Origin of the sequence: Pseudomonas sp. NFACC13-1 (assembly GCF_900104425.1) — a bacterium.
In the GTDB taxonomy this organism is placed as follows: Bacteria; Pseudomonadota; Gammaproteobacteria; order Pseudomonadales; family Pseudomonadaceae; genus Aquipseudomonas; species Aquipseudomonas fluorescens_AA.
The window spans coordinates 66,420-78,735 of record NZ_FMXV01000011.1 but is presented as its reverse complement, the minus strand read 5'-3'; the positions used below and the strand labels follow the sequence as shown (position 1 = coordinate 78,735).

At 62.1% G+C, this 12,316-nt stretch carries 11 protein-coding genes; 7 read left to right on the top strand and 4 right to left on the bottom strand.

Annotation, left to right across the window (positions count from 1 at the left end; all coding sequences use genetic code 11):
* Positions 1 to 64 precede the first annotated feature (64 nt).
* Genes BLQ55_RS15405 through BLQ55_RS15395 form a run of 3 tightly spaced genes read left to right on the top strand, consistent with a single transcriptional unit; the run spans position 65 to position 2,435 of the window.
* Positions 65 to 817 carry a 5-oxoprolinase subunit PxpA gene (locus BLQ55_RS15405; RefSeq protein WP_092254963.1) on the top strand — a complete coding sequence of 251 codons (753 nt, stop codon included), beginning with the start codon at positions 65 to 67 and terminating at the stop codon, positions 815 to 817.
* Positions 814 to 1,518, top strand: coding sequence for a 5-oxoprolinase subunit PxpB (gene pxpB / locus BLQ55_RS15400; RefSeq protein ID WP_092254960.1), 705 nt, complete (start codon positions 814 to 816; stop codon positions 1,516 to 1,518). Before BLQ55_RS15405 ends, pxpB begins: the two co-directional genes overlap by 4 nt.
* On the top strand, positions 1,515 to 2,435 hold the full coding sequence (locus BLQ55_RS15395) for a 5-oxoprolinase subunit C family protein (RefSeq protein WP_060738729.1): 921 nt from the start codon (positions 1,515 to 1,517) through the stop codon (positions 2,433 to 2,435). The genes pxpB and BLQ55_RS15395 overlap by 4 nt, the downstream gene beginning before the upstream one ends.
* A gap of 104 nt (positions 2,436 to 2,539) precedes the next feature.
* On the opposite strand, the gene BLQ55_RS15390 is transcribed toward BLQ55_RS15395, so the two are convergent.
* From BLQ55_RS15390 to BLQ55_RS15380, 3 genes are all read right to left on the bottom strand, one after another.
* Entirely contained in the window at positions 2,540 to 3,718 is a 1,179-nt protein-coding gene (locus BLQ55_RS15390) for a vWA domain-containing protein (protein WP_003198888.1), read from the bottom strand.
* Positions 3,719 to 3,752: 34 nt separating this feature from the next.
* On the bottom strand, positions 3,753 to 4,598 hold the full coding sequence (locus tag BLQ55_RS15385; RefSeq protein WP_003184225.1) for an AAA family ATPase: 846 nt from the start codon (positions 4,596 to 4,598) through the stop codon (positions 3,753 to 3,755).
* A gap of 211 nt (positions 4,599 to 4,809) precedes the next feature.
* Positions 4,810 to 5,886 carry a DUF748 domain-containing protein gene (locus tag BLQ55_RS15380; protein WP_092254957.1) on the bottom strand — a complete coding sequence of 359 codons (1,077 nt, stop codon included), beginning with the start codon at positions 5,884 to 5,886 and terminating at the stop codon, positions 4,810 to 4,812.
* Positions 5,887 to 6,033: 147 nt separating this feature from the next.
* Here BLQ55_RS15380 and cysK point away from each other — a divergent pair, with 147 nt between their 5' ends.
* From cysK to BLQ55_RS15365, 3 genes are all read left to right on the top strand, one after another.
* Entirely contained in the window at positions 6,034 to 7,008 is a 975-nt protein-coding gene (gene cysK, locus BLQ55_RS15375) for a cysteine synthase A (RefSeq protein WP_092204651.1), read from the top strand.
* Between the two features lie 226 nt (positions 7,009 to 7,234).
* Positions 7,235 to 8,173 carry an aspartyl/asparaginyl beta-hydroxylase domain-containing protein gene (locus BLQ55_RS15370; protein ID WP_092254954.1) on the top strand — a complete coding sequence of 313 codons (939 nt, stop codon included), beginning with the start codon at positions 7,235 to 7,237 and terminating at the stop codon, positions 8,171 to 8,173.
* 339 nt (positions 8,174 to 8,512) lie between these two features.
* Positions 8,513 to 9,376 carry a DMT family transporter gene (locus BLQ55_RS15365; protein WP_092254951.1) on the top strand — a complete coding sequence of 288 codons (864 nt, stop codon included), beginning with the start codon at positions 8,513 to 8,515 and terminating at the stop codon, positions 9,374 to 9,376.
* Positions 9,377 to 9,497: 121 nt separating this feature from the next.
* Here the strand turns inward: BLQ55_RS15365 and BLQ55_RS15360 are convergent, their stop codons facing one another.
* Complete coding sequence (locus tag BLQ55_RS15360) at positions 9,498 to 10,406, bottom strand: DMT family transporter (RefSeq protein WP_092204648.1); 909 nt, start codon at positions 10,404 to 10,406, stop codon at positions 9,498 to 9,500.
* Positions 10,407 to 10,536: 130 nt separating this feature from the next.
* Between BLQ55_RS15360 and aceK the strand changes: the two genes are divergently transcribed.
* Positions 10,537 to 12,258: a bifunctional isocitrate dehydrogenase kinase/phosphatase gene (gene aceK, locus BLQ55_RS15355; protein ID WP_092204647.1), complete on the top strand. Its 1,722-nt coding sequence runs from the start codon at positions 10,537 to 10,539 to the stop codon at positions 12,256 to 12,258.
* Positions 12,259 to 12,316 lie beyond the last annotated feature (58 nt).

Sequence of the window (12,316 nt, the reverse complement as noted above, 5' to 3'; positions counted from 1 at the left end):
TGATAACCTGTGGGGTACGTGCCCCACAGCTAAATAAAAGAAAGAACCTACAGGAGCGTTCACCGTGAACCGCCTGCTATTGAACTGCGACATTGGCGAAAGCTTCGGCAACTGGACCATGGGTCTGGACGCCGAGGTGATGCCCTTCATCGATTGCGCCAACATCGCCTGCGGTTTCCACGCTGGCGACCCGAGCATCATGCGCAAGACCGTCAGCCTGGCCCTGAGCCACGGCGTGCGGATCGGCGCGCACCCGGCCTATCAAGACCTGGCGGGCTTCGGCCGCCGTTCCATGGCCTATGGCGCCCAGGAATTGCAGGACTTGCTGCATTACCAGATCGGCGCCCTCGACGGCATCTGCCGGGCCCAGGGCGGGCAGGTCAGCTACGTCAAACCCCACGGCGCGATGTACAACGACATGATGGCCAACCCGGCGCAGCTGCGCGCGGTGATCCAGGCTGTCGCGGCCTATGATCGGCAACTGCCGCTGATGCTCCTGGCGACCCGGGACAACAGCGCCGCCCAGGCCTTGGGCGACGAGTACGGCCTGACCCTGTGGTTCGAAGCCTTTGCCGATCGTGCCTACGACAGTGCCGGCCGCCTGGTTTCGCGGCAAGCGCCGGGCGCGGTGCACCACGATCCCGAGGTCATTATCGGGCAGGCCCTGACCATTGCCCGCGGCGATGCGTTGACCGCCAGTGATGGCAGCGCCTTGCACCTGAAGGCCAATACCTTGTGCGTGCACGGTGACAACGCCAGCTCCGTGGCGGCCGTGCAACGCATCCGCGAAGCCCTGGACCGGCAGCGTGCGCCATGAAACCACGCTTGGAAGTGGTGGCGGTGGACTGCCTGATGGTGCGCCTGTTCGACGAGATCGCCGAGGCCAACATGCCCTGGATGCTCGCCGCCAGCGAGCGCCTGCGTGCGGTGTTTGCCGAACATCTGATCGATCTGGTGCCGTCCTACACCACCTTGATGGTGCACTACGACTTGCTCGCCCTGGACCCGGCCCAGGCCCGCGCATTGATCGGCGAGGCGCTGCATGACCTCTCCCCGGATGCCCGGACCGCCGGCCAATGTCACGTGCTGCCGGTGTGGTACGACCTTAGTGTCGGGCCGGAACTGGCGCTGCTGGCGAGCCGCGGCGGCTTGACGGTCGCCCAGGTGATCCGTCGCCACAGCGAACGCGAGTACCAGGTGTTTGCGCTGGGCTTCGCGCCCGGCTTCGCCTTCATGGGGCTGGTGGACGAAGCATTGGCTGCACCGCGCCTCGACACGCCGCGCAAGCGCGTGGCCGCGGGCAGTGTCGGCATCGCCGAACGCCAGACCGCGGCGTATCCGGTGGTGTCGCCCGGTGGCTGGAACCTGATCGGTCGCACCCCGGCCAGATTGTTTGATCGTGAGCGCGACGGCTACAGCCTGATGCAGCCGGGGGACACGGTGCGTTTTGCCCCCGTGGACCGTGCCGAATTCATCGCGCTGGGTGGCGACGACACAGCGTTGGAGACCCAGGCATGAGCCGGTTGTTGATTGAGGCCAGCACACCGCTGTGCCTGTTGCAGGACGCCGGCCGTTTCGGCGTGAGGCACCTGGGCGTGACCCAGGGCGGGGCGGCGGACTGGCTGTCGATGGCCTGGGCCAATTGGATGCTCGGCAATGGCCTGGACGCGGCGGTAGTGGAGATTACCCTCGGCGGCTTTACCGTGGTGGCCGAAGAGGATTGCGTGCTGGCGCTGGCCGGGGCGGACCTGGGCGCGCGAATAGACGGCCAGGGCGTGGCATCGTGGCGCTTCTTCAGCCTGCGCAAGGGCCAGGTGCTGGCGCTCACCCAGCCGGTGCTCGGTGCCCGGGCTTATCTGGCGGCCCCTGGCGGTTTCAATGCGCCTGCGGTGCTGGGCAGCCGGGCGACGGTGGTGCGCGAGGAACTCGGTGGGCTGGATGGACGGGGGCGGGCGCTGAGTCGCGGCGCGCACTTGAGCTATTCGGGCACGGCGACGCCTCGGCCCATGCCGCACACGCGGATTCCGGATTTCCAGCAGGCGCAGCCGCTGGACCTGATCCTGGGGGCGCAGAATGGCGCGTTCAGCGGGCAGAGCCTGTTCGACGCGTTCAACACCCCGTGGACGCTGGACAGTCGCGCCGACCGCATGGGCATGCGGTTGCTGGGCACGGCGCTGGAGTATCAGGGGGCGGCGATGATTTCCGAAGGTATCCCCCTGGGCGCTGTGCAGGTGCCGCCGGACGGCCAGCCGATCGTGCTGCTCAACGACAGGCAAACCATCGGCGGTTATCCACGCTTGGGCGCCCTGACACCGTTGGCCCTGGCCCGGCTGGCGCAATGCCTGCCGGGGGCACAGGTGCGGTTGCGGCCGGTGGTGCAGGAGGTTGCGCATCGGCAGCAGGTGGAGTGTTTGCGTAGTTTTCTCGACCGCTAAAAGCATCGCGAGCAAGCTCGCTCCCACAGGGGGTCTTCAGTGTGACGAAGATCCAGTGTGGGAGCGAGCTTGTTCGCGATGAGGCCCTAAAAGGGCGCCAAAGATCACTTGGAAAGAAACCGCATCCCTTCCTCCAACCCCCGCAAGGTCAGCGGATACATCCGGTCTTCCACCAACTCGCGCACGATGTTGGTCGAGGCGGTGTAACCCCAGGTGTCCTTGGGGTACGGATTGATCCAGATGAGCTTCTTGTACTTCTCCATGAAGCGCTGCATCCACACATAACCGGCTTCTTCGTTCCAGTGTTCGACGCTGCCGCCGGCCTGGGTGATTTCATAGGGGGCCATGGCGGCGTCGCCGATGAAGATCACTTTGTAGTCGGCACCGTACTTGTGCAGCAAATCCTGGGTCGAGGTGCGCTCGGAAGTGCGGCGCAGGTTGTTCTTCCACACCGATTCGTAGACGAAGTTGTGGAAGTAGAAGTACTCCAGGTGCTTGAACTCGGTCTTGCAGGCCGAGAACAGTTCTTCGCAGATCTTCACGTGGGCATCCATCGAACCGCCGATGTCGAACAGCAGGAGCAACTTGACGGTGTTGCGTCGCTCCGGGCGCATCTGGATGTTCAAGAGGCCGGCGTCCCGGGCGGTGTGGTCGATGGTGCCGTCGATGTCCAACTCTTCGGCCGCGCCCTGGCGGGCGAACTTGCGCAGCCGGCGCAGGGCGATCTTGATGTTACGGGTGCCCAGCTCCACCTGGTCGTCCAGGTTCTTGTACTCGCGTTGGTCCCAGACCTTCACGGCCTTGCCCTGGCGCTTGCCGGCGTCGCCGACCCGAATGCCCTCGGGATTGAAGCCGCCGGAGCCGAACGGGCTGGTGCCGCCGGTGCCGATCCACTTGTTGCCACCGGCATGGCGTTCCTTCTGTTCTTCCAGGCGTTTCTTGAACTCTTCGATCAGCTTGTCCAGGCCGCCCAGGGACTGGATCTGTGCCCGTTCCTCATCGGTCAGCGAGCGCTCGAATTCCTTGCGCAGCCAGTCCTCGGGAATCAACGCCTGGAGGTGGTCGTCGAGTTTCTCCAGGCCGTTGAAGTACGCAGCGAACGCCCGGTCGAACTTGTCGAAATGCCGTTCGTCCTTTACCAGAATCGCCCGGGACAGGTAATAGAACTCGTCCATGTCGGCGAAGATCACCCGCTGTTTCAGCGCGTTGATCAGATCCAGCAGTTCACGCACCGACACGGGCACCTTGGCGGCACGCATCTCGTTGAACAGATTAAGCAGCATGGCAATCGCCCTCGCTCTTGTTGGACGAAGAGGATCAGCGGGTGCCGCGACGGCTCATGAACGCCAGGCGCTCGAGCAGTTGCACGTCCTGCTCGTTCTTGACCAGGGCGCCGGCCAGCGGCGGGATGGCCTTGGTCGGATCACGCTCGCGCAGCACCGCTTCGCCAATGTTGTCGGCCATCAGCAGCTTGAGCCAGTCCACCAGTTCGGAAGTGGAGGGCTTTTTCTTCAGGCCCGGCACCTTGCGCACGTCGAAGAACACGTCCAGCGCTTCGCTGACCAGGTCCTTCTTGATGTCCGGGTAATGCACATCGACGATTTTCTGCAGGGTGACGCGGTCCGGGAAGGCGATGTAGTGGAAGAAGCAGCGGCGCAGGAAGGCGTCCGGCAGTTCCTTTTCGTTGTTGGAGGTAATGATGATGATCGGGCGCTGCTTGGCCTTGATGGTTTCATCGGTCTCGTAGACGTAGAACTCCATCTTGTCGAGTTCCTGCAACAGGTCGTTGGGGAACTCGATATCGGCCTTGTCGATTTCGTCGATCAGCAGGATCACCCGCTCTTCGGACTCGAACGCTTCCCAGAGCTTGCCCTTCTTCAGGTAGTTGCGCACGTCGTGGACCTTGTCCACGCCCAGTTGCGAGTCCCGCAGGCGGCTGACCGCGTCGTACTCGTATAGGCCCTGGTGAGCCTTGGTGGTGGACTTGATGTGCCAGGTGATCAGGCGCGCGCCGAAGGACTCGGCCAGTTGCTCGGCCAGCATGGTCTTGCCGGTGCCCGGTTCGCCCTTGACCAGCAACGGCCGCTCCAGGGTAATGGCGGCGTTCACGGCCAGTTTCAGGTCATCGGTGGCCACATAGGCGCTGGTGCCTTCGAACTTCATCTGCAATTCCTCGAACGGTGTCGCCGGCCTGGCGAGGCGGGGCGCACGAAATAGATATCGTGCCCGACTATAACGCGAGGCCCCGCCGACTGTGAACGCAGACGCTGTATTCAGTCTCTGAATGGGGCGTCACATGTTGACTCAGTCTTGGCGTATTTCGATGGGGACTACCCACTCCCGTGGCGAGGGGATAAATCCCCTCGCCACGGGCCTAGTCGGTCGAAGGCGGTGGCTGTTCATAACGGGCGTTGAAGGCCTGGACGAAACCGTTGCGCAGGATCTGCAGGAAAGCTTCGAAGGCGCTGATATTCTGCTGGTGGACATTGCCGCTGAGTTCCACCCGGGTGGCGAACTGGTTCTTGCGCTGGTTCTTGAGGGCTGTCTCACCCGTGCCGACCAGCGCTTCCCAGACCGAGCGGAAGATGTTCTTGTTCTTGTTTTCCACGTCCTGCTGCCAATCGAACACGTCGACATCACGCAGCAGTGGCTTGATGTAGCCGCTGAGTCGGGCGTTGTCGGCTTCGGCCTCGACCACCAGGTCGCCGTGGCCGGCATTGAAATCGAACTTGCCATAGGCGGCGGCGAAGTCGTTCAGGCGCTTGAGTTCGATGTTCGTGGCCCGCAGGCGGAAATCGAAATCTTCGAAATTGCTCAAGGGGTCGAAGGTGGCTTGCATTTCCAGGGGCGCATGTTCGGCTACCAGGGCTTTACCCTCGAAGCGGGCGTCGCGCTTGCCTTGGGTGTCGACCACGTTGGTCAGGTTGTAGAAGCTGGCGTTGACGTCGGTGGCCTGCAGGTTGACCGGTGGCTTGGAGTTGAAATTGCGAAAGGTGACCTTGCCATCCCTGATACGCACTTCGTTGAAGGTGATGGGCAGCAGTTTGCCCAGTTGCTCGCGCCAATTGGTGCCCCGGCCGGTCTGGGAGTTCTGCCGGTTGGCTCCGCCGTCGACGAAGTTCACCTCGGGGCGGGCGAATTCCACCTCGGCCACCACCGCGTGGTCGTACCACAGCGAGTGCCAGCTCACCGACAGGTCCACCAGCGGTGCGGTGACGAACGGCACCGGGACCTTGCCGTCGACCTTGACGATTTCCAGGCCGTTGATCCGGTAGGCACCGCGCCACAGGGCCAGGTCCACGTCGGTGATCCGGCCGCGATAATCGCCCATATTGGCCAGTTTATCGTTCAGGTAGTCGCGTACCAGGTAAGGCAGGGCGAAATGCAGGGCCACCAGCACCGCGACGAGGGTGGCGAACACCCACAGTGGCCAGCGATATCGACGCTTCATGTCAGTCAGTCTCCAGCGTTTGTTGGGGGAGCGCCTTCTAATGCCATTGACTGTCGCAACAACGGGAACGTTCGGTGCAACTGGACGCCCGTGGGCAACAGGCATACCTTTAAAGGCTTAAATTCTCGCCGCATCAAGGACCCAGCCATGAGTCGTATATTCGCTGACAACGCCCATTCCATCGGCAATACGCCACTGGTGCAGATCAACCGCATTGCCCCGCGCGGTGTGACCATCCTGGCCAAGATCGAGGGGCGCAACCCAGGGTATTCGGTCAAGTGCCGGATCGGCGCGAACATGATCTGGGACGCTGAAAGCTCGGGCAAACTCAAACCGGGCATGACCATCGTCGAACCGACCTCGGGCAACACCGGGATCGGCCTGGCGTTCGTGGCCGCCGCCCGTGGCTACAAACTGATGCTGACCATGCCGGCCTCCATGAGCATCGAGCGCCGCAAGGTACTCAAGGCCCTGGGGGCGGAGCTGGTGCTCACCGAACCGGCGAAGGGCATGAAGGGGGCCATCGAGAAGGCCGCCGAGATCCTGGCCAGCGACCCTTCCAAATACTTCATGCCGCAGCAGTTCGATAACCCGGCGAACCCGGCGATCCACGAAAAAACCACCGGCCCGGAAATCTGGAACGACACCGACGGCGCAGTGGATGTGCTGGTGGCGGGCGTGGGCACCGGCGGAACCATTACCGGGGTTTCGCGGTATATCAAGAACACCTGTGGCAAACCGATCTTGTCGGTGGCGGTCGAGCCCGAGGTTTCGCCAGTGATTACCCAGGCGATGGCGGGCCATGAGATCAAGCCCAGCCCCCACAAGATCCAGGGAATCGGTGCCGGGTTCGTGCCGAAGAACCTCGACCTGTCGATCGTCGACCTGGTCGAACGGGTCACTGACGAGGAGTCCAAGGCCATGGCCCTGCGCTTGATGCAGGAGGAGGGCATCCTCTGCGGGATTTCCTGTGGGGCGGCGATGGCCGTGGCTGTGCGCCTGGCGGAAAAACCGGAAATGCAGGGCAAGACCATCGTCGTGATCCTGCCGGATTCGGGCGAGCGGTACTTGTCGAGCATGTTGTTCAGTGATCTGTTTACCGAGCAAGAGACTCAGCAGTAACGGTGAATGGACTTCGAGGGTGGAGGGACCTTGTTGTGGTGAGCAGGAAGTTGATCAGCGTCAGCCAAGGTTCAGGCCGTGCATGTTAAGAAGGACATTGTTGCGTAATCCTCAACAGTGAATGTCGTGCCGGGCGGTTCCCTGGCCTGGCCACGATCTGTAACATGGCCGGCCGCTGCGTCGGGCTGATGGCGTTGCGTAGTTGTTTTGGACAAGGAGTTATGAAATGACCGTTTCGTTTGTCGCCAAGGCCTCGGTGTTGCTGCTGTTTCTGGGCAGTACGCTTTATGTGCATTTGCGTGGCAAGGCACGCTTGCCGGTATTGCGCCAGTTCGTCAATCACTCGGCGCTGTTCGCCCCCTATAACGCCTTGATGTACCTGTTCTCCGGCGTGCCTTCGAAACCTTACCTGGATCGCAGCAGATTCCCCGAGCTGGATGTGCTCAAGGACAACTGGCAAGTCATTCGCGACGAGGCCATGCATTTGTTCGACGAGGGTTACATTCGTGCCGCCGAGAAGAATAACGACGCCGGTTTCGGCTCGTTCTTCAAGAAGGGGTGGAAGCGTTTCTACCTCAAGTGGTACGACAAACCGCTGCCGTCGGCCGAGTTGCTCTGCCCTAGGACGGTCGAGCTGGTCAGCCGGATTCCCAACGTCCGGGGTGCGATGTTTGCCCTGTTGCCCGGTGGCAGCCATCTGAATCCCCATCGAGACCCCTTCGCCGGTTCGTTGCGTTATCACCTGGGGCTGTCCACGCCCAATTCCGATGACTGCCGGATCTTCGTCGACGGTCAGATCTACGCCTGGCGCGACGGCGAAGACGTCATGTTCGATGAAACCTATGTGCACTGGGTCAAGAACGAAACCCCACAGACCCGTGTAATCCTGTTCTGCGATGTCGAGCGGCCCCTGAAAAGCCGGCTGATGACCCGCCTCAACCGCAGCATCAGTGCGTTTCTCGGCCGCGCCACCGCGCCGCAGAACCTGGAGGATGAACACGTCGGCGGCATCAACCGGGCCTATGCCTGGAGCAAGACGTTCAGTGACGGCATCAGCGGCCGGGTCAAACAGTTCAAACGCAAGCATCCCAAGGCCTACCGGGTGATGCGGCCGGTGTTGGCGGTGGCGGTGCTGACGGCGCTTGGCTATTGGTTGTTCGTTTAAATATTGCGTAGTCCATCGAGTGCTGGTTATAGTCAGCGCTCTTCGGGTTTTCGAACCCACCCTTCAAGAGATCGGCTCATGCCTGCATCCCCTGTCATCGCGGTCGTGGTTCCAGCGTTCAACGCTGGCGTCGTGCCGTGTGGGAATCAGCAGCCTGTGCAGATCGGTCAATACCCCCCACCTGTCAGTAGCTCATCGGTGTACGCCGTCGTATCACCGCCGGGTGTTGGCATTCAGGGCTGATCGGCAACGGTTGCCATCCCCTGTGCCCGCCTGAAAAAAACTACTGGACTTCAGCTTCGGCTGAGTTGGCTTTTTGCCTGACTACAGGTGGTATCCATGTTTTCCCTTTCCAAAAACGCCTTATTGGCGGCGGCTTCCACGAGCCTGTTCGTTTTGCTGTGGAGCAGCGGGGCGATTTTTTCCAAGCTGGGCCTGGCCCACGCTTCCCCCTTCGCCTTTTTGCTGATCCGTTTTGCCATCGCGCTGTTCGCGTTGGTGCTGTTGATCCCCGTGCTCAAGTTCAAGCTGCCCAAGACCGGCAAGCCGATGCTGTACGCGGTGACCACCGGGCTGGTGCTGCTGGGCGCCTATCAGATTTTTTATCTGCTGGCGCTGCAAATGAGTGTCACGCCCGGGGTCATGGCCACCCTGATGGGCGTGCAACCGATCCTGACCGTGGTGCTCATGGAACGTCAGCGTTCCTGGTCGCGGATGTTCGGCCTGGTGCTGGGCTTGGTCGGGTTGGTCATGGTGGTGTACCAGGGCATCGGCCTGGCCGGCATGTCCCTGACAGGGATGGTGTGCGGGTTGCTGGCACTGGTGAGCATGACGGCCGGTTCCATCATGCAGAAGCGCATCACCGACAACCCACTGGGCACGCTGCCGGTGCAGTACCTGGCCGGGTTGGTGTTGTGCGCGGCGTTCGTGCCGTTCCAGCCGTTTCACTTCGAATACAGCACGGGGTTCTTCGTGCCGGTGTTGTGGATGGGGCTGGTGGTGTCGGTGCTGGCGACGTTGCTGCTGTACCGTTTGATTGCCCGTGGCAACCTGGTCAATGTCACCAGCCTGTTCTACCTGATGCCGGCGGTGACGGCGATCATGGACTACCTGGTGTTCGGCAACCGGCTGGCGTTGTTGAGCTTGCTGGGCATGGCGCTGATCATCGTGGGGTTGGTGTTTGTGTTTCGTAAGAGCCGCTAGCCTTTAGCTGTTCGCTGGTTGTACCACCGCCATCGCGAGCGAGCTCGCTCCCACAGGGTTATGCGCAGCCCTCTGTGGGAGCGAGCTTGCTCGCGATGGCCTATTCAGCCACACCGATGAACTACCGGGCAGGCGCTTCAGCCGGTTTCACCACCCCAGGTTTCAACACCAGCCACAACGCCGCCGCAATCAACACCCCGCCATACAAATGCGCCATCCCCAACGGCTCATCCAGCAGCAACGCCCCCCACAACACGCCGAACGGCGGGATCAGGAACGTCACGGTCATGGATTTGACCGGGCCGATGGAACTGAGCAAGCGGAAGTAAAGAATATACGCCAGGGCCGTGCACACCAGGCCCAGGCCCAGCAGTGACAACCAGACGCTCCAGCCACCCCAGCTGGCCGGCGGCTGGCTGATGACGCTGTAACCAAACAGCGGCAGCAAGAACACCGTGGCACCGAACATGCTGCCCAGGGCCGAGAGGCGGCTGTCCAGGCCTCCTTGGTGATCGAGCCAGCGTCGGGTGAGGAAACCGGCAAAGCCGTAGCAGGTCGTGGCCAGCAGGCAGGCGAGGGCGCCCATCAACAGTTGCAGGTCGAAGGCCACCGGGCCGGCGCGGGTCAGGATGCCAACGCCGAGCAGCCCCAGGAAGACGCCGCTGACCTTGGCCAGGGTCAATTGTTCGCTGAAGAACAAGCCGCCGATCAACACCCCCATCAATGGCGTGGTGGCATTGAAAATCGCCGAATAACCGGCCGGGAGCACCTGGGCCGCCAGCGAATAAAAGGTAGCCGGAATGCCCGAGTTGATCAGGCCCAGCACCATCACGACTTTGAGCTTGCCGCGAAAATTCCAGTCGACGCGCATCAGGGCCAGGATCGCCAGCAGCCCGACGAAGGCGATGGACACACGAAAGAATGCAGTGGGGAGGGTGCCAATGACGGGGGCGATGATGCGCATGAACAGGAAGCTGGCCCCCCAGATGGCGGCCAATGACAGTAAACGCAGGATATCGACGAGGTTCACGAGCCACTCCTTCCTTGATGGGGTGGCAAGTGTCGCCGCCCTGCATAGCGATGGCAATGGTTGCGTTGGCGCGTGATTGGCCTCTAAGCTCAGTCGCCAATAACAAGCATGACCCGCCGAGGTTTACCCTATGCCGCAGCCATGGCCCGCTCTCGAAATCGCCCGTTCGATCCTCGACGGCTTCGACGATTACCGTGAGCATTTCCGGCAGATCACCGACGGCGCTCGCGCCCGGTTCGAGCAGGCCCTGTGGCTGGAGGCCCAAGCGGCGTCGGCGGCGCGGATCAATTTGTATGAAGAAAAAGTCTTCGAAACCGTCGCCAGGCTGCACAAGGCCTTCGATGACGAAACGCTGATGGATGTGGGCTGCTGGCCGCTGGTCAAAAGCGCCTACATCAGCCTGATCGACCTGCGCTTCGACGATGAACTGTCGGAAACCTGGTACAACTCGATCTTCTGCGGGCTGTTCAGCCACGATCTGATCAGCGACGGCACCATGTTCATCCACACCACCCGCCCCAGCCTGCGCCGGGCCCGTGCCGCCCAGACCCGCACCTACAAGCCCCAGGGGCAGTTGGACCGGATGCTGGCGAGCGTGTTCGCCGACTACCGGTTCAGCGAGGACTACGGCGACCTGCCAGGCGACCTGCAACGCCTCGAAGCGCAGTTGCGCGAGAACCTGCCGGACTGGGTCTGCAAGGACCCGGAACTGACGGTGGAGTTGTTTTCCTCGGTGCTCTACCGTAACAAGGGCGCCTACCTGGTGGGCCGGATCTTCACCCGCGACGACCAATGGCCGCTGGTGATCCCGCTGCTGCACCGCGAGGGCCGGGGTATCCAGATCGATGCGCTGATCACCGACGAGGCGCAGGTGTCGATCATCTTCTCGTTCACCCGCTCGTACTTCATGGTGGACGTGCCGGTGCCGGCGGAATTCATCGGCTTTCTCAAGCGCATCCTGCCGGGCAAGCACATCGCCGAGTTGTACACCTCCATCGGCTTCTACAAGCATGGCAAGTCCGAGTTCTACCGGGCGCTGATCAACCACCTGGCGAACACCGACGACCAGTTCATCATGGCCCCCGGCGTGCGCGGGATGGTCATGAGCGTGTTCACCCTGCCGGGCTTCAACACGGTGTTCAAGATCATCAAGGACCGCTTCTCGCCGTCGAAAAACGTCGACCGGGCCACGGTGATCGAGAAGTACCGACTGGTGAAAAGCGTCGACCGGGTCGGGCGCATGGCCGATACCCAGGAGTTCGCCGATTTCCGCTTTCCCCTGAGCAAATTCGAGCCGGCCTGCCTGGAGGAACTGTTGGAAGTGGCGCCGTCCACGGTGTCGGTGGAAGGCGAGACGGTGCTGATCCGGCACTGCTGGACCGAACGCCGGATGACGCCCCTGAACCTCTACCTGGAAAACGCCAACCCGGACCAGGTGCGCGAGGCGCTGGAAGACTACGGTCTGGCGATCAAGCAACTGGCGGCGGCCAATATCTTCCCCGGCGACATGCTGCTCAAGAACTTCGGCGTGACCCGCCACGGTCGGGTGGTGTTCTACGACTACGATGAAATCTGCTTTCTCACCGAAGCCAATTTCCGCCACATCCCCGAGCCCCGCACCCCGGAAGATGAAATGGCCTCCGAGCCCTGGTATTCCATCGGGCCGCTGGACGTGTTCCCCGAAGAATTCCCTCCGTTCCTGTTCGCCGACGCCGGGCAGCGCAAGCTGTTCGACCAGTTGCATGGCGAGCTGTACAACGCCGACTACTGGAAAAGCCTGCAAGAGGCGATCCGGGCGGGGAAGGTGATCGATGTGTTCCCGTATCGGCGCAAGGACCTGGACAGTGAGTAACCCCTAACTCTGCGCAAAACCCTGTGGGAGCGAGCCTGCTCGCGATGGCGGTGGATCA